This window comes from Actinoplanes awajinensis subsp. mycoplanecinus (genome assembly GCF_001509495.1).
Classification (GTDB): Bacteria; Actinomycetota; Actinomycetes; order Mycobacteriales; family Micromonosporaceae; genus Actinoplanes; species Actinoplanes palleronii.
Window position 1 is genome coordinate 1 of the sequence record NZ_LLZH01000326.1, and the last position, 15067, is coordinate 15067.

Below are 15067 nucleotides of genomic sequence, written 5' to 3' on the forward strand. Positions count from 1 at the left end.
GACCGGTGGCCGACATCAGTCCTGACATTGACGTCGGTAACTAACGAGAACGGTCGGCAACTTTCTCGAGAAGTGCGTCGAACTTGCGTGGGTGATTCGTGGAGTCGTTTACTGCTACGTTTTACATCATTATCTAAAACTCATGCTCGAAAAACTGATACGAGCGAACAGGGCCGCCTCCACCTGCGAAAACATTCACCCTCTCGGAGTGTGGATGTAGGCCGGTCGGTGGGATCGGGAAGGAGCTCGCAGCGTTCCTTGAATGCGCGCGGGTGGTTGCCGTAACATGCCAGAAGCGGTTGTTGACCTTCTTCGGAAAATCGAATTTTCACGTCCCCGGTAGGTCGCTAAAGCCGGTTTGCCGGAGCGGGAACTGATAGGTGAAGGTCAATTTTAGCGGGTGTCGGCAGGGGGTCCCGATATCGACGCAGGGAGACCGGTGACGACCGGCCCGACGGCATCGAGAAGGCCCGGACCGGCACTACAGGCGGAAGGGCGAAACGTGACACAAGATCAGTATGAGCCGGTGAACACCGAGCGACGGTTGCTGAGCCGGCGAACCGTCCTGACGACGATGGGTGCCCTTACGGTCGCGGGGTCGATCGTGGCGGCCACGGAGGCATCGGCCGCGGCGGCGAACATCAACCCGTCGTCGCCGAAGCAGGTGATCAAGGGCTTCGGCGCCATGACCCACGCCGCATGGATCGGGGACCTGACGTCCGCGCAGCGGGACACCGCGTTCGGCACCGGCGATGGCAAGCTGGGCTTCTCCCTGTTGCGGATCCCGGTCGGCGAGAACCAGGCGGACTGGAGCCGCGACCTGGCGACGGCGCAGCGTGCGGTAGCGCTCGGAGCGACGGTCTTCGCGTCGCCGTGGAACCCGCCGGCGAGCATGACCGAGACCTTCACCCGCGGTGGCCAGACCAACGCGAAACGCCTCAAGGCGGGTTCCTACGGCGCCTACGCCCAGCACCTGAACGACTTCACCACCCATCTCAAGAACAACGGGGTGAATTTGTACGCCATCTCGGTGCAGAACGAACCCGATTACGCGACGGACTGGACGTGGTGGACGTCCGCCGAGATGGTCACCTTCCTCAAGCAGAACGCCGGCTCGATCGGCACCAGGGTCATGGCGCCGGAGTCGTTCCAGTATGTGAAGTCGATGTCGGATCCGATCCTCAACGACGCTGCGGCGCTCGCCAACGTGGACATCATCGGGGCGCATCTGTACGGCACGCCGTACGCGAATTTCTCCTACCCGCTCTTCAAGCAGAAGGGTGCGGGCAAGGAGCTGTGGATGACCGAGGTCTACTACCCCAACAGCACCGATGCGGGAGATTCCTGGCCCGGGGCGCTCGACGTGGCCGAGCACATCCACCATGCCATGGTGGATGCCGAGTTCCAGGCGTACGTCTGGTGGTATCTGCGGCGCAGCTACGGGCCGATGCGCGAGGACGGCCAGATCAGCAAGCGCGGTGCCATGATGGCGCACTTCGCGAGGTTCGTCCGCCCGGGATACGTGCGGGTCGACGCGACGGCGAACCCGGCGTCGAACGTCTTCGTCTCGGCCTACCGCAGCGGCGACACCGTCGTCATCGTCGCTGTCAACAAGAACACCTCGTCGGTGAGTCAGCAGTTCACCCTGGCGAACACCACCGCTTCCGGCAGCGTCGCGAACTGGCTGACCGACGCCGGCCGCAACGTCGCGCCGCAGACCGCATTCGTCATGGCGAACGGCTCGCTCACCGTCGTGCTCCCGGCTCGCAGCGCGATGACGTTCGTGACCAGTGTGAGCGGCACCCCGTCATCCAGCCCGTCGGTCAGCGCGTCACCCAGCATCACTCCCACCGCCGGCTCGGGGCCCAGGGTCGCCTACACGATGAGCACCTGGAGCTCCGGTTTCACCGCCACCATCAGCATCACCAACACCGGCACCTCCACGATCGACGGCTGGCGGCTGGTCTTCACGCTGCCCTCGGGGCAGGCCGTCACGTCGGGCTGGAGCGCCACCTACACACCGGCCACCGGCCAGGTGAGCGCCACCAACGTCAGTTACAACGGCACGCTCGCCCCCGGGGCCACCGTCGACATCGGCTTCCAGGCCACCCACACCGGTAACACCGCCGAACCGACCACCTTCACCCTCAACGGCCTGCCCTGCACCGTGGTCTGACCGGCATACGAGAACCCGGCAAGCCCGGTGGCGGGTGCGATGCGGGGAACGGCCCGCCACCGCTGATCGGTCCCGTCCGTACTGGACGCCGAGAGCCCCGCTCTTCGCGCGTCGGTTCGGGAGCTGACCGCGCCGTCGGCCGGCGGAGCGGACCGGGCCACTACCACGCGACCCGCCCCGTTGCCACGATCCGTGCCGTCACTCGTAGGCGACGGCGGTGAGCACGTTGAGCCGGGCCGCCCGCACCGCCGGGGCGATGCTCGCGACGACCCCGATGGCGACGCCCAGGACCAGGTAGGCGGCCATCTGACCCCACGGCAGCCCGAGCGCGTCGATGCCCTGGTCATGCAGGCCTTGCACGGTGGCCGCACCCAGTAGCACCCCGAGGACCACACCGAGCAGCGCACCGAAGACCGAGATGAGCACACTCTCCACGCCGATCATCCCGACCACTTGGCCGCGACGCAGCCCGATGGCCCGCAGCAGCCCCAGTTCCCGGGTGCGTTCGATGACCGACAGGGCGAGTGTGTTGACGATGCCCAGCACCGCGATGATGATCGCCAGCGCCATGAGGACCTGGACCATCGCCCGCAGCGAGTCCAGCACCCGGGTCTGCTGGCGCAGATAGCCGCTGCGATCCGACACGGTCGCCTCCGGGCTGTCGCTCAGCAGGTCAGCGATCCGCGCGTGAACCGCCGGCTCCGAAGCGCCCGGTGCGAGTCTGACGAAACCCGTGCTCGGGTTCGCCGTGCGGAAGTTCTTCCGCTCAGCGTCACCCGTCAACCAGCCGGAGAGGCCCGGTGTCTGAGTGTAGATCCCGACGATGGTGAACGTCCGGGCGTCGCCCTTGGTCAACTGCACCCGCACCCGGTCGCCGACGTTGCGCGCGGCGGCCGCGGCGGTGCGTTCATCGACCAGCAATTGCCCGGCACCGAGCCCGTCGATGGTGCCGGCTGCCGTCCGCATGCCGAACGTGGACCGCATGGCCGTGCTGTCGGTGACTGCTCCTATCGTCGCCTGCTCGCCGTCGAGCAGTGCGATGTCGGTGGCGAACCCGAGTACGGTGGCGACGTCCGGCATCCGCCTAGCACGGTCGAGCACCGAGCCGTCGAAGGTCGGCGGCAGCGGGCCGGTCTGCTCCCCGGCGATGATCAGGTCCACCTTGATCCGGTTCCCGAGCGCCTGGTCGAAGCTCTTGCTGACCGAGGTGAGTACCACGCCGATACCCACTACCAGGCTGATGCCGACCATCAGCGCGGCAGCCGTGATCGCCGTGCGACGCGGCTGGCGCGCCGAGTTGCGGGCGCCCAACCGCCCCGGCGTCCACCAGGCGAACACCGTTCCGAGCGCCACGAGGACCGGACGGACCAGGGCCGGGGTCAGCAGCGCGACGCCGGAAAGGATCAACAGCACTCCGCCCAGCAGGACGACCAGGGGGTTGCCGGGGCCGGCGTGGTCGGTGAGACCGGCAGCCAGCAGCGCGGCGCCGGCAAGGGTGAGGACGGCACCAGCGACCGTGATCCGGCTCAGCCGGTCAGCACCGGCGTCCGACTCACGCAATGCGGCGACCGGCGGGATACGGGCGGCACGCAGGGCCGGCGCGAGCGCGGCCAGCATCGTGACCGCGATGCCCATGCCCAGGCCGGCCAGGACGGCGGCTGGGGGGACGTTCAGCGGCGCGAGGTCCACACCGCCTCCCAGATACGTGGAGTAGAGCCACGCGAGCAGCCGCCCGACGCCCACGCCCAGCAGCACACCGGTAACGGACGAGACCACTCCGACGATGAGTGCCTCGGTCTCGACCGAGCCGATCACCTGGGCCCGGCTCGCCCCCATCGCTCGCAGCAGGGCAAGCTCGCGCAGCCGCTGGACCACGATGATGGAGAACGTGTTCAAGATCAGGAAAACCCCGACGAACAGGGCGACGAAGGCGAACCCGAGCAAGATGTAGTCGAAGAACCGGAACCCCTGATCGACGCTCTCGCTCGCCTGCCGGGACAGTTCCGCAGCCGTCTGGACCCGGTACGACGGCCCGAGTCGGCCGGCCACCACGGCGCGCAGTTGGTCGGAGCTGACCCCAGCAGCCGCGACCAGGTCGATCGAGGTCAGCACATTCTTCTCGCCCGCGAGCAGTTGCTGAGCGGCCGGCAGGGTGAAGGCCACGATCGTCTCGCCGGCCAGGGAGTCGCGGTTGCCGCTGTAGCCGAAGACGCCGACGACGGTGAAGGTGCGCCGCGGCGCGAGGGTCAGCACCCCGATCCGGTCGCCGACGGTGTAGCCGGTGGTCTCGGCCAGCCCCGCGTTGATGGCCACCTCGTCCTCGGCGATCGGGCCCCGCCCGGTACGCAGATCGACGAATTCGTCGTCACCGGTCCAGTTCAGCCCGATACGCGGAGCGCCCAAGGTGGTCACCACCTTGCCGTCGCGGCCCACGACGCGGGCACCGTCCTGCGTCGAGACGTTGCCGGTCGCCTTCGCCACCTGGGGCAGGTCCCGCAGCTGGTCCAGCACCGAGGCCGGCATGGTCGCCGGGGCCGCCAGATAGCCGGTGTCCACTCTGGGCGGCACCGACACCGAGACGTCGACGTAGTCGTACACGTCGTTGAACATGGCGCTGTACGAACGCCGCAGCGTGTCGGTGAGGACCAACGATCCGGTCACCGCGAGCACACCGAGAACAACGCTTATCGCCGACATCAGCAGCCGCATCTTGTGCGCCCGCAGGCTGCTCAGCGTGGCGCGGATCATCACCGGCTCCCCATCGGTGTGGTGCCGGCCAGGTGCGCGAGGCGCTCGAGGATCCGGTCGGCGGTGGGGTCGCGCAGCTCACTCACGATCCGGCCGTCCAGCAGGAACTCGACCCGGTCGGCGTACGCGGCGGCGTGCGGATCGTGAGTCACCAGCACGACGGTCTGGCCGTGCTGGTGCACCGCCTCGCGAAGCAGCCGGAGGATCTCGGCCCCGGCGTGCGAATCCAGATTGCCGGTCGGTTCGTCGGCGAAGACCACGGCCGGTCGGCCGAGGATCGCGCGGGCGCACGCGACCCGTTGTTGCTGGCCGCCGGAGAGCTGGGCCGGGCGGTGCCGCAACCGGTCGCCCAACTCCATCGTGGCGATTACCTCGTCGAACCACGACGGATCCGGTTTGCGCCCGGCGATCGTCAGCGGCAGCAGGATGTTCTCCCGGGCGCTCAAGGTCGGCAGCAGGTTGAACTGCTGGAAGACGAAACCGACCTGATCGCGGCGCAGCCGGGTCAGTCCGGCGTCGGACAATCCGGTCAGCAGGGTCTCGCCGATCCAGATCTCACCGCTGGTCACCGCGTCCAGGCCGGCCATGCAGTGCAGCAGCGTCGACTTGCCGGACCCGGAGGGCCCCATCACCGCGGTGAGTCGGCGGGCCTCGATCGCGAGGTTCACGTCGCGGAGCGCGACGACCCGGGCATCACCGGACCCGAACGATTTCTCCACCCCCACCGCGCGGACTGCCGGGGTGGTGGCCTGCCGTGGCGCCGTTTCGTAGCTCATCACGACTCCTCTCCCACCGGGTTCTCCACCGTTCAGCGTCGGATGGGAACAGGCGGGGCGACATGGCGTATCGGCCCTGGGGTGCGGGCCGATGGTCCTGGGACGACGTGCCGTGGCCAGGACCACCGTGGCGGCCGGGCGGATGACGCAGTGGGTCAGGCCACGTCCTCTTTGCCGCGCTGCTCGCGGAACTCCTGGAACGCGTCGTACGCACGGGCCCCGTAGACCGTGGCCGGGCCGCCGTTCATCAGGAACGTGACACCGATGGCCTCGGCGGCCTCGGCGGGGGAGGCCCCGCGCAGGACAGCAGCGTGGGCGTGGGCGGCGATGCAGCCGTCGCACTCCTTGCTGACCGCTATCGCGAGCGCGATCAGTTCCTTGGTCTTGGCGTCGAGGGCACCCGGCGACAGGGCCGCGTCGTGCAGCTCCCGATATCCGCCGTACACATCGGGGATCGCGCTACGCAGGGCGCGGGTGGGTGTTCTGAGCGCGTCGCGTACTGCTTTGCCGTAGGTCAATGCCTTCACCCTTCTCGCGATTCGACGTAGTGCCAGCTCGATCCTCCCCCCGACCGCGGGGCTCCGCCGAGGCCGTTGGCCCTGCGGCTGCGGGCCACCTGTCGGTCGTGTCGTTCCGTTGATCCGCGCCGATCGGCCCAAGCGGGGAGGTACCGGGCGAGCAGCGGCCCGGCGATCGCCAGGACCAGCACGTAGGCGACGACCGTGCTGGCCAGCGCGGACTCGTCCGCCGCGACGGTGCCTACCACGACGACGGAGAACTCGCCGCGGGCGATGAGCGCGGCGCCCGCCCGCAGCCGTCCACGCGTGCCGGATCCGTCGCGGGCGGCGGCGTACCAGCCGGTAAGGATCTTCGTCGCGACACCGGCGGTTGCCAGCACGGTCGCCACGGGCATGGCGGCGACCAGCTCTGCGGGCCGGACCGTCAAACCGATGGACAGGAAGAACGCCGCCGCGAACAGATCGCGCAACGGTGACAACACGGCCCGGGCCCGAGCCGCGCTCTCCCCGGTCAGCGTCAAACCGATCAGCAGGGCACCGACAGCGGCCGACACGTTCACCATCTCGGCCAGCGCCGCCACCACCAAGGTCGCCCCGAGCACCCGCAGCATCAGCTGTTCCGGGTCCGGATGCACCAGCCATCGATTCACATGATGCCCCCACCGACGGGATCCGGCGAATGCGACGGCGACCGCGGTGACGGCCACGGTGACCCCGATGAGCGCCTGCCACCAGGTGCCCCCGGATCCGAGCACGGCCAGCAGCGGCAGGTAGACCGCCATCGCGAAGTCCTCGATGACCAGCACCGACAGCACCGCCGGTGTCTCGCGGTTGCCGAGCTGCCGCAGATCCGCGAGCAGTCGTGACACGATCCCGGACGACGACACCCAGGTGACGCCGGCGAGTGCCACCACGCCGGCCGCGTCCAGCCCGAGCACCAGGCCGGCCACGGCGCCGGGGACAGCGTTGGCCACCAGATCCACGGCGGCGCTCGGCAAGTGCCGGTGGGCGCTGACCAGGAACTCCTCGGTGGAGAACTCCAGCCCGAGCGTGAGTAGCAGGAGCACCACGCCGATCGACGCGCCGGTCCGTACGAATCCCCCGGCCGCGTGAGCGGTCGTGAATCCCCCGCCACCCAGGACGAGTCCGGCCAATAGGTAGAGCGGGATCACCGGAATGCCCGCCCACCGCGCCGCGGACCCCAGCATGCTCAAGCCGGCCAGGGCGATCCCCAGCTCGAGCAGGAGAGCCAGAGACGCGTGCATGACGGCTCAGCCTTCGATGATCCGGCGAACCCTGGCAATGCCGTCCTCAGTGCCGATCACCACCAGGACGTCACCGCCCTCGATCGTGTCCGCGGGACCCGGCGACACCAGCACCCGTTTCCCGCGCACGACGGCCACGATGGAGGCCCCCGTGCGGGTGCGGGCACGAGTGTCGCCGAGCCGGCGCCCGGCATAGCGCGAGCCGGCCGGGACGTCGACCTGCCCGGCGTCGAGCCCGGGCACCGCGCGTGACAGATCGGCGAACCGCTCGGCGATGCGAGGCGCCCCGAAGATCTCCGCGACCGCCTCGGCTTCCTCGGTGGTCAGGCGAAATAGCGGCTCGCACTCGTCGGGATCGCCGGCGTCGTACCGCACGACCTCCACGTAGCCGTCCCGGCGGGCGATCAGGCCCAGGTGATCGCCATTGCGGGTGGTGAACTCGTACCGCAGACCGACGCCGGGCAACATCACCTCGCTCATCGCCAACGATCTGCGGTCCTCGGTGCCGTCCGGCATCACCATCGGTGTCCTCCCTCCACCCCGTCAGATGTGACGCCGCGGGGTTGCCGATGGCCCCGGGGCATCCAGCGTCGCGGCCGGGGTCCATGCCCCTACGGTCGGAGGCGGCGGCCGCCCGTCGACAGAGGCGAAGGACACCGAAGCCGGCGAGTGCCGGTCGATGGCGCTGTTCCCGCTGTCCGGGGCGGCGGTGGGTCAGATGTCGAGGTCCTCGACTTCGGGCTCGTCGTGGATGGTCTGCAGTGCTAGCCGGTAGAGCTCGGCCGGCAGCAGCGGCTCGAGTTCCTCGACGGTGTCGACGACCGCGAAGGTGGCCTGGGCCGGCGTGCGCATCCAGGCCTGGTCGGGGGACCAGTCACCGATCCAGCCGCGCCAGCCGCTGGACCACTTCTGGCCGCGTTCGGCGTTCGGGCCGGCCGGGATGTGCAGCTCGGGCCGGGAATGGTGCACCGCGAAGCGGCCCTTGGCCGTGCGGAACAGCGAGTAGGTCTCCTCGCCGTCGTTGCTCGACGCGGTCCACTCGCCCAGCGCCACGCCGAGGAACCGTTTGATCGAGGAGTTGGCGAGCCCGACCTTCACGGTGATCTCGGCGTACCCGGCGTGCTTGGCCTCCTCGATCGTGACCAGCCGCCGCAGGGCGGTGACGATGGCGCCCGACAGGTTGCCGCCGGTCAGTTCCTGAGCTCGTTGCAGCACCGGCAGGTCGTCGTCGGCGATGTAAATCGTCTTGTTCGGCATCTGTCTCCCCCTGGACAGCAGTGTACGCATACGTGTAGGACTACGTACATGCATACGTACACGGATCATGAAGACCATGCGGTGGAGGTCGAGGATCTCGTCGTCAGCTACGGCAAGGTCACCGCCCTGACCGGTCTGAGCCTGCGCATCGCGTCCGGCACCGTCATCGGCGTCCTCGGTCCCAACGGGGCCGGCAAGACGACACTGGTCAGAGTGCTCGCGACCCTGCTGCGCCCGGACCGGGGCGCCGCGCGCGTGCTGGGCCACGACGTCGTCCGCGACCCGCTGCCGGTGCGCCTCGCGATCGGCCTGGCCGGCCAGTTCGCCGCCGTCGACCAGGAACTCACCGGCCGGGAGAACCTGGAGATGGTCGGCCGGCTCTACCGGCTGCCCCGGGCCGAGGCCCGCCGGCGAGCCGGTGAGGTGCTCGACCGCTTCGACCTGACCGAGGCGGCCGACCGGCGCGTGGGCACCTACTCGGGCGGGATGAAACGCCGGCTCGACCTAGCCGCCAGCCTCACCGGCCGCCCGCCGGTGCTGCTGCTCGACGAGCCGACCACGGGGCTCGACCCGCGCTCGCGGCAGGAGCTGTGGACCATCGTCGACGAACTGCGCGCGTCCGGCAGCACCGTGCTGCTGACCACGCAGTACCTCGAGGAGGCCGACCGGCTCGCCCAGCGGATCGTCGTCATCGACGACGGCGCCGTCATCGCTGACGGCACGGCCGCCGAGCTCAAGGCGGGCGTCGGCACCGACATTCTTCGCGTACGGCTGAACGAACCCGCCGTGCTGACCACCGCGGCGACCATCCTCGAGGATCTCGCCGCGGACGGCACCGCGGTCGCGCCGGACCCGGTGACCGGGGAGCTGGCGATCCGGGTGTCGCGCCCGGACGCCTCCGCCGAAGCCCTGCGCCGCCTCGACGGCAGTGGCCTGCGGGTCGCCACGATCCAGCTCACCCAGCCCAGCCTCGACGACGTCTTCCTGTCGCTGACCGGCCACACCACGAGCGTTCCCGCCAAGGAGTCCCGATGAGCACCGCCACCGTGCACGACAGGACCGGCTTGGTCACCCGCGGCGGCCGGCATCGGCTCTCGGCCGCAGCGGTGCTGTCCGACGGCGGGGTGCTGGCCGCCCGGCAACTGCGCAAGACCCTGCGCCGCCCGACGTACATCATTTTCTCGTTCGTGCAGCCGGTGATCTTCGTGCTGCTGTTCCGCTACATCTTCGGCGGGGCCATCGACACCGGCGCGACCTCGTACGTGAACTTCCTGATGCCCGGGATCATCGTGCAGACCGCGATCTTCGGCGCTCTCGTCACCGGCCTGGGCCTGACCGAGGATCTGGCATCCGGGGTGGTGGACCGGCTCCGGTCGCTGCCGATCGCCAGATCCGCGGTCCTGATCGGGCGGACCGCGGCCGACCTGGTCGTCAACGTCTTCACCCTGCTCGTGATGACCGTGGTCGGGTTGCTGGTCGGGTTCCGCCCCACCCAGCCGGCGTGGCAGCTCGGCGCGGCGTTCCTGCTGGTGCTCGCGTTCTCGTACGTCTTCTCCTGGATCAGCGCGTGGATCGGGCTGTCCGTGCGCAACCCGGAGACGGCCCAGTCGGCCGGCTTCATCTGGGTGTTCCCGCTGACGTTCGCGTCGTCGGCGTTCGTGCCCACCAGCACGATGCCCGGGCCGGTCCGCGCGTTCGCCGAGCACAACCCGGTCACGCTGGTCGTCAACGCCGTGCGCGGGCTGACCGTCGGGGCGCCCCCGCCCGGCCGTCCGACCGTTCAGGCACTGATCTGGCTCGCCGGGCTGCTGCTCATCTTCGTACCGTTGGCGGTGCGGGCCTTCCGCCGCGCCTGACCCGTTTTTCTTCGTCACGCCTGGCCTGGGTTTCGTCACGCCCGGCCCTGGTCAGGAACCGCCGCTGGAGGAGGAGGCGGCGGCCTGCTGGGCCTGCCAGCGGGCGATCTGTACGCCGACGACGAAGACCTGCACCGGCAGCGGCAGACCGGGCAGGTCGGCCTCGATGGCGCCGGACCAGGCACTGGTGCGGCGCAGCGAGCCGGCCGGCACGCCACCGATCAGCAGTTCCTGCCGGTTGCCGAAGAAGGAGGCGCGGCGGAAATCATAGGTACGGCCGTCGGCCTGCACGCTCCAGTGCTTGCGGCCGGCGTGTTCGACCCGGGCGACCTCGGTCCCGGCCGCGTCGACCATCCGGTACGTCGTACCCCAGCCCTTGGCCCGGACCTGAAACCGCTGCCCGTCGATCTCGAAGTCCCCGCCGCTGCGCCACCAGGACGCATCCCAGTCGGTGACCGGCCGGCCGTCCGACTCGATCGCGTAGTTGCCACGCCACATGCTCTTCTGTCGGGCGATCAGCATGAGTTCAGCGTAACGACCCCCCGCGAACCGGCGCTGACCAGGGAAATGTTGCACATCGCGCGCTCGGCGTCACATCCGCTGTCGGCGAACATCCGGCTGTCCGGTGTCTTCAAGGCTCTCGATTCTGTTCCGGACCTTCCGCTCGTCCTCGCCTTTCCGCTCGAGGTGGGCAAGAACGCGTTCCAGCAGTTCGTCCTCGCCATGACGCCTACGGAATTCGCCCATCACCAGTGCGCTGGCCGCGCCGATGAGCTCTCGAGCTCTCCCGGACATAAGCGCGGCAGGCGGAGAGTTAATGGGTACTTGGGGCCACGGCAACTTCGACAGCGATACCGCCTCCGACCACCTGGAAATCTTGACCAGCCGGCTCATCGCTGAAGTCGCCGAGGCGATGTCCGGCGATCCTGTCGAGATCGAGCCTGACGAGTACTGGGGCGTCGCCGTGCCCTGCAACCTCGAATTGCTCCACCTCATCGCGAAGCAGAACTACGTCGGGGCCGGCCTGGTCGACCCTGACACCCTGGCCGGGTGGAAAGCCAAGTTCCTGGCCGTCTGGGACGAGAGCATCGACGAGCTGGAACCCGCGGCTGGTCACAAGAGGGAACGACGTGCCGTCCTCGTCCGGACCTTCGACCAACTCACCGAGCTTGCCCGGGGCAAGCAGGCATAAAGATCGTCCGCGACGACCTATCCGTGCGGTTCCTCAGCCTCAGCACACAGGATTCGCTGCGCGCCGTCGCTGAGCCAGAAGGCTGCTTCGTGATGGTCGACGATCCGCATCTTTGCGGCACCGCGGGGTAGGACGGGTTCGATGACGTCGCCTGTCTCAAGATCGAATAGGCGTTGCCTGCCCTTCCACTCGCCGGCCGCGAACACCGGCGTGAGCAGCACATAGCGACCCGAGGAGGTGACCTTGCCGGTGATGCCGTGCTTGCCCGGCTGGCGCTTCCATCCCGACTGTTGATAGAGCGGCTCGGTCACCGTCCCGTCCGTCGTGATCCGGGTGATGGCGAAGAAGTCGGCCCCGTACTTGCGCACGCTCGAAGCGTCCGAGCCTTCCACGCAGACCAGCAGGCTGTCGCCGTAGCCGACCGCGTCACCGACGATGCAGCCGTTGACCGACACGTCGGGGCTTTCGTTCAGCTCGTCATCGCCGAATCGGTCGACCGGAAACCCGTCCGGGCCGAGAGTTCTGATCCGCGTCCATGTCGCGTCGGTCTCGCCGATGCGCAGGAATGCGAGGTATCGCGGGTTGCCCACCGCGATCGGCTCATCGAGCACGACCACGTGCTCGGCCGCGAATGCGCCTCGGCTCGCGTGGGCGGTCACCCGCGGTCGCTGCCCGTGTCTGGCGAAGCGATCCAGCACGTCGCCGCCGACGATCGCGATCTCGTGCCGCATCTGCAGATCGGTTCCGTACACCCGCAGCGTGCTGGCATCGACTATCACGCCCAAAGCGCCGTCGTCGAGCAGCACCGGCGCCGGCGCGTCATAGGCGACGTCGAACGGTTCACCCAACTCGTCGAGCAGCACCGACTGAACCACCCGGTCCGCGATCGACACCAACGCGTACCGAGCGCCGCCGTCCCACCACACGACCGCGTAGAACACCCCGGCGCCGGATATCAGACACGACCCCGCGCGTATCGGACCGGCCGCCCTGCCCGGCAGCCTGAACTCGGCCGTCGTCACCAGTCTCACGGAGCATCCTCTCGGCTGTTGCCGGACGGGCGGCCCGCAGGCATGTCGTACCACGATTCCCGTGCGTGATCGAGCGGGCCACGGTCCCGGCCTGCTCGCGTGGGCAGCGCACCGGGTCGCCTTCGTGGCGACCCCACCCGTTGCGGGTCGCTGGCCAGTGACGACGCTGCCGCGGTGGATCAGCGGGAAGTCCTGATCCGGACCCATCGTGCCGGATCGTGCCTGCGGCTCAGTGTGCGGTCTGCTCGGCCTCTGATCTGCTGTCCCACTCGTGGGCTTGCTTGACCATGCGGTCGAGCCGCTGGTTGCGGCGCGCCTGGGAGACGGCGGAGAAGATGCCGCCCACCACGCACATCGGTGCCGCCCAGATCCAGAAGTGGGAGCCCGCGTCCCGCCACAGGGCGAAAACGCCAACGCCGGCGAACGGGACCGCGGCGCTCACCACGCCGTTCCACAGCGGATTCGTGGGACTGCTACTCATAGCCATACTTCTATCTCCACGAGAACGCGGCTGATCTGCCTTGGTATCAGGGAACCAAGATCATGAACACGGTTGACGGCGGAGTCAAATCTTGATGGGACTACCGGTTTTCGGGTCGTCGATCCGTACAAAATAAGTTTTTATGTTCTCTGACGGCGCTGTTGGCTGCTGACAGTCGTGGTGACCGTTTAGCGGTCGTCGAGGATGCGCCATTGCTGTTCCGGATGGTTTGCCTCGCAGGTCCATTCGATGGCCTGTTCGCCGCCGGCCGCCGCGCCGCCGCCGATGGCCAGGCACTTGCCGCTGTGGCGGTTCCGCAGGGTGTAGACGCTCGGAAGTCCGGTGCCCAACCGGCGTCGTCTTCGGGCCGTACATGTACATGGGGGAGCAGTCGAAGAAGTGCATCGACGTCCCGCACGCCAACCCGGCCAACAACGTCGTTATGACCATCTACACCTGTCAGTTCCCGCAGGTGCCGAATCAGCTGTGGTGGGACACTGGGAGCGAGCCCGGCTACTACAACATCTTCACGCTCTACGGTGCCGTCGAGAAGTGCCTCACCGTGCTGAACGCATCGACTGCGGACAACGCCGCCATCATCCAGTTCGACTGCAACGGCGGCGACAACGAGGAGTGGTACGTCAATCACCGCTCCGGTCAGACGGCCGGCTATTACGAGATCATCAACCATAAGAGCCGCAAATGCCTCACGGTGAAGAACCGCGGCACGGCCAACGGCTCGACGCTGCTCCAGTTCACCTGCAACGGCGGCACCAACCAGTCCTGGTTCTGGTAGCGACGTGACACCTCGTGCATCGGTCAGGAGCCCAGCTGATCGGTCTCGGACAAGCCGCGTTGGGTGAGGCTGTGGAGGGGGCGCGCGCCAGCTGGGAATGCCCGATCCTCTAGCGCCACACCCGGAATGGAAGATCGAGCACGATAGGGGTCACGCCTCCAGCATGACGCCGTCGATCTGTTGGCCCGGGCGCGGCGCTGTGCGGCGGCGTCCGTCGAGGGTGGCGTCAGGTCCGAACCGTTCACCTGGTGCCTGCTGTGCCGCGGCGGGGTGGTTTCCAGTTCATGGCCAGTTCGTCGATGGTCTCGGGTGCCGGGGCCGGGTGGGGGAGCGGGCCCGTGCCGGGAGCGGCGCGCAGGCCGTCGAGAAGCGTTGCCAGGTAGCGGCGCCACAGGTCGGGTTCGGTGTACTCGGTGTACTCCAGGACCGCGCCCATCATGTAGTGGATCATGGCGATGTCGGTGCCGCTGACGCCGGGTCGCAGCAGTCCGGCGGCGTGGCAGCGGGCGATGAGCGCGTCGGCGCCCGGCTGCAGGCGGCGTCGCTTCTCGTCGATCTGCTCCTGGCCGTAGGCGCGGCTGAACATCACGTCGCGCAGGCCGTGGTTGCCGGCGATGGCCTCGATGGCCTTGACGAAGTAGCCGTTCAACCCGGCCCAGGGGTCCGGGTTCTGCAGCCCCTCCTGCGCCCAGGCGGCCAGGTTGTCGAGCTTGTCGTCGAAGAGCGCCTGCACCAGCTCGTCGCGGCTGGAGAAGCGGCGGTAGAGGGTGGCCACACCGACATCGGCGTGATGCGCGATGTCGTCGAGCGTGACGTCCAGCCCACGGGCGGCGAAGACCTCCCGGGCGGCCTGCAGGATGCGCTGGCGGTTGCGCTCGGCGTCCTTGCGGAGCGGACGCGGCGCGGCGGGTTCGAGAGCTGGTGACACGCCGGAAATCTAGCGTACGTGGAGTGACCTTCTCCATATGGAG

Annotated in this window: 16 protein-coding genes; 5 read left to right on the plus strand and 11 right to left on the minus strand. The window is 68.6% G+C overall.

All coding sequences use genetic code 11. The annotated features are described in order from the left end of the window. The first annotated feature begins 526 nt into the window (after positions 1-526). Positions 527-2176 carry a cellulose binding domain-containing protein gene (locus ADL15_RS44615; RefSeq protein WP_338025618.1) on the plus strand — a complete coding sequence of 550 codons (1650 nt, stop codon included), beginning with the start codon at positions 527-529 and terminating at the stop codon, positions 2174-2176. 198 nt (positions 2177-2374) lie between these two features. Here the strand turns inward: ADL15_RS44615 and ADL15_RS44620 are convergent, their stop codons facing one another. The 6 genes from ADL15_RS44620 to ADL15_RS44645 form a co-directional block, all read right to left on the minus strand. Continuing rightward, positions 2375-4924 carry an ABC transporter permease gene (locus ADL15_RS44620; RefSeq protein ID WP_067705782.1) on the minus strand — a complete coding sequence of 850 codons (2550 nt, stop codon included), beginning with the start codon at positions 4922-4924 and terminating at the stop codon, positions 2375-2377. After that, positions 4924-5700 carry an ABC transporter ATP-binding protein gene (locus tag ADL15_RS44625; protein WP_067705647.1) on the minus strand — a complete coding sequence of 259 codons (777 nt, stop codon included), beginning with the start codon at positions 5698-5700 and terminating at the stop codon, positions 4924-4926. The genes ADL15_RS44620 and ADL15_RS44625 overlap by 1 nt, the downstream gene beginning before the upstream one ends. 155 nt (positions 5701-5855) lie before the next feature. Next, on the minus strand, positions 5856-6218 hold the full coding sequence (locus tag ADL15_RS44630; protein ID WP_067705783.1) for a carboxymuconolactone decarboxylase family protein: 363 nt from the start codon (positions 6216-6218) through the stop codon (positions 5856-5858). Between the two features lie 5 nt (positions 6219-6223). Continuing rightward, on the minus strand, positions 6224-7483 hold the full coding sequence (locus ADL15_RS44635; RefSeq protein WP_067705650.1) for a cation:proton antiporter: 1260 nt from the start codon (positions 7481-7483) through the stop codon (positions 6224-6226). A gap of 6 nt (positions 7484-7489) precedes the next feature. After that, positions 7490-8005, minus strand: coding sequence for a cation:proton antiporter regulatory subunit (locus tag ADL15_RS44640; RefSeq protein WP_198171280.1), 516 nt, complete (start codon positions 8003-8005; stop codon positions 7490-7492). Positions 8006-8197: 192 nt separating this feature from the next. Beyond that, on the minus strand, positions 8198-8740 hold the full coding sequence (locus ADL15_RS44645; RefSeq protein WP_067705652.1) for an EXLDI protein: 543 nt from the start codon (positions 8738-8740) through the stop codon (positions 8198-8200). Positions 8741-8788: 48 nt separating this feature from the next. Between ADL15_RS44645 and ADL15_RS44650 the strand changes: the two genes are divergently transcribed. Then, complete coding sequence (locus ADL15_RS44650; RefSeq protein ID WP_067705653.1) at positions 8789-9775, plus strand: ATP-binding cassette domain-containing protein; 987 nt, start codon at positions 8789-8791, stop codon at positions 9773-9775. Then, positions 9772-10596 carry an ABC transporter permease gene (locus tag ADL15_RS44655; RefSeq protein WP_067705655.1) on the plus strand — a complete coding sequence of 275 codons (825 nt, stop codon included), beginning with the start codon at positions 9772-9774 and terminating at the stop codon, positions 10594-10596. The genes ADL15_RS44650 and ADL15_RS44655 overlap by 4 nt, the downstream gene beginning before the upstream one ends. A 51-nt stretch (positions 10597-10647) precedes the next feature. Here ADL15_RS44655 and ADL15_RS44660 read toward each other — a convergent pair whose 3' ends face one another. Beyond that, the gene (locus tag ADL15_RS44660; protein WP_067705658.1) at positions 10648-11118 is read right to left on the minus strand and encodes a hypothetical protein; all 471 of its coding nucleotides are present in this window, start codon (positions 11116-11118) and stop codon (positions 10648-10650) included. Positions 11119-11413: 295 nt separating this feature from the next. Between ADL15_RS44660 and ADL15_RS44665 the strand changes: the two genes are divergently transcribed. Then, positions 11414-11788, plus strand: coding sequence for a DUF4259 domain-containing protein (locus ADL15_RS44665; RefSeq protein WP_067705660.1), 375 nt, complete (start codon positions 11414-11416; stop codon positions 11786-11788). Positions 11789-11805: 17 nt separating this feature from the next. On the opposite strand, the gene ADL15_RS44670 is transcribed toward ADL15_RS44665, so the two are convergent. From ADL15_RS44670 to ADL15_RS52260, 3 genes are all read right to left on the minus strand, one after another. Beyond that, positions 11806-12819, minus strand: a complete 1014-nt coding sequence (locus ADL15_RS44670) for a hypothetical protein (protein WP_157441981.1) — start codon at positions 12817-12819, stop codon at positions 11806-11808. A gap of 229 nt (positions 12820-13048) precedes the next feature. Further along, complete coding sequence (locus tag ADL15_RS44675; RefSeq protein ID WP_157441982.1) at positions 13049-13300, minus strand: hypothetical protein; 252 nt, start codon at positions 13298-13300, stop codon at positions 13049-13051. 188 nt (positions 13301-13488) lie between these two features. Then, entirely contained in the window at positions 13489-13650 is a 162-nt protein-coding gene (locus tag ADL15_RS52260) for an RICIN domain-containing protein (protein WP_083972510.1), read from the minus strand. A gap of 29 nt (positions 13651-13679) precedes the next feature. Between ADL15_RS52260 and ADL15_RS44680 the strand changes: the two genes are divergently transcribed. After that, the gene (locus ADL15_RS44680) at positions 13680-14096 is read left to right on the plus strand and encodes an RICIN domain-containing protein (protein WP_067705665.1); all 417 of its coding nucleotides are present in this window, start codon (positions 13680-13682) and stop codon (positions 14094-14096) included. 241 nt (positions 14097-14337) lie between these two features. Here the strand turns inward: ADL15_RS44680 and ADL15_RS44685 are convergent, their stop codons facing one another. Beyond that, positions 14338-15024, minus strand: coding sequence for a TetR/AcrR family transcriptional regulator (locus tag ADL15_RS44685; RefSeq protein WP_067705667.1), 687 nt, complete (start codon positions 15022-15024; stop codon positions 14338-14340). Positions 15025-15067: the final 43 nt, after the last annotated feature.

What these genes read in the sequence shown, in the direction of transcription:
- ADL15_RS44620 (WP_067705782.1), bottom strand. Translation starts at nt 4,924, where the DNA reads ATGATCCGCGCCACGCTGAGCAGCCTGCGGGCGCACAAGATGCGGCTG.
- ADL15_RS44625 (WP_067705647.1), bottom strand. Translation starts at nt 5,700, where the DNA reads ATGAGCTACGAAACGGCGCCACGGCAGGCCACCACCCCGGCAGTCCGC.
- ADL15_RS44635 (WP_067705650.1), bottom strand. Translation starts at nt 7,483, where the DNA reads ATGCACGCGTCTCTGGCTCTCCTGCTCGAGCTGGGGATCGCCCTGGCC.
- ADL15_RS44640 (WP_198171280.1), bottom strand. Translation starts at nt 8,005, where the DNA reads ATGGTGATGCCGGACGGCACCGAGGACCGCAGATCGTTGGCGATGAGC.
- ADL15_RS44645 (WP_067705652.1), bottom strand. Translation starts at nt 8,740, where the DNA reads ATGCCGAACAAGACGATTTACATCGCCGACGACGACCTGCCGGTGCTG.
- ADL15_RS44650 (WP_067705653.1), top strand. Translation starts at nt 8,789, where the DNA reads ATGCATACGTACACGGATCATGAAGACCATGCGGTGGAGGTCGAGGAT.
- ADL15_RS44655 (WP_067705655.1), top strand. Translation starts at nt 9,772, where the DNA reads ATGAGCACCGCCACCGTGCACGACAGGACCGGCTTGGTCACCCGCGGC.
- ADL15_RS44660 (WP_067705658.1), bottom strand. Translation starts at nt 11,118, where the DNA reads ATGCTGATCGCCCGACAGAAGAGCATGTGGCGTGGCAACTACGCGATC.
- ADL15_RS44665 (WP_067705660.1), top strand. Translation starts at nt 11,414, where the DNA reads ATGGGTACTTGGGGCCACGGCAACTTCGACAGCGATACCGCCTCCGAC.
- ADL15_RS44675 (WP_157441982.1), bottom strand. Translation starts at nt 13,300, where the DNA reads ATGAGTAGCAGTCCCACGAATCCGCTGTGGAACGGCGTGGTGAGCGCC.
- ADL15_RS44680 (WP_067705665.1), top strand. Translation starts at nt 13,680, where the DNA reads ATGGGGGAGCAGTCGAAGAAGTGCATCGACGTCCCGCACGCCAACCCG.